Origin of the sequence: Neobacillus drentensis (assembly GCF_036966985.1) — a bacterium.
GTDB lineage: Bacteria > Bacillota > Bacilli > Bacillales > Cytobacillaceae > Neobacillus > Neobacillus drentensis_E.
This window is the reverse complement of the sequence record NZ_JBALSN010000412.1, coordinates 9,389-10,142: the sequence shown is the minus strand read 5'-3', so window position 1 is coordinate 10,142 and position 754 is coordinate 9,389. Positions and strand designations below refer to the sequence as shown.

The window sequence follows — 754 nt, the reverse complement described above, 5'->3', positions numbered from 1 at the left end:
TGACAAAATAGACATCCCCTATGCGGAAACGGGATCATATACGGATATTGCCGTTTCCATTGGGAATGAAAAAGCCATCAGAGCAGTGGGGAGTGCAAATGGGAAAAACAAGTTAAGTATTGTCATTCCTTGTCACAGAGTAATCGGCTCTTATGGGATAAAAAGTATCAAATATAGATCGGTTACGGTGGACCGTATCATATGTAAATGAGGGTTTGACATAAAAAAGTGGGCTAATGTCTTGTTAAACATTAGGCCACTTTTTCATCGGAAATTTATCCACATTAATTCTTCCTTGGCTAATCGTCGAAAACTTCGCGTGGAATAAATAAGGGCGGTTTTTTATAATCTAAATTTTATTGTAGGTATTTGGGAAAAAAATTGAAAGCTCCCAAGTTGATCTGAACCTAAAAGTTAGACTTCATTTATTAAGCAGTTGTCAGGGCATGAGTACGGTTTTGAACCGGGCTCATGCCTTTTAATTTTGTTTCATTCGTTTGTTATTTTAATAATAATTTTAAGCATAAGAACATGAGGCTTTTTCAAAAATAGAAACATAGATAACGGGAGATTATATCATAGAATGAGATTTAATATATTCACTAATATATTCTCTATATCGGAAAAATATAAGATGAGCTGCACAAAATTGAAAGCTTTTATTTAATCACCGTGGTATTTTTTGGGAGATAATGTATAAAAGATAAACGCTTACAAGACTTTTTATTGATAATTTTCAGAATAATTATTGACA

Annotated in this window: 1 protein-coding gene; it reads left to right on the top strand. The window is 32.9% G+C overall.

Annotated features, from left to right (window positions below):
- Positions 1-211 (top strand): methylated-DNA--[protein]-cysteine S-methyltransferase (locus V7659_RS23795; RefSeq protein ID WP_335542629.1); only part of this gene is annotated, 211 nt, incomplete at its 5' end.
- Between the last annotated feature and the right edge of the window lie 543 nt (positions 212-754).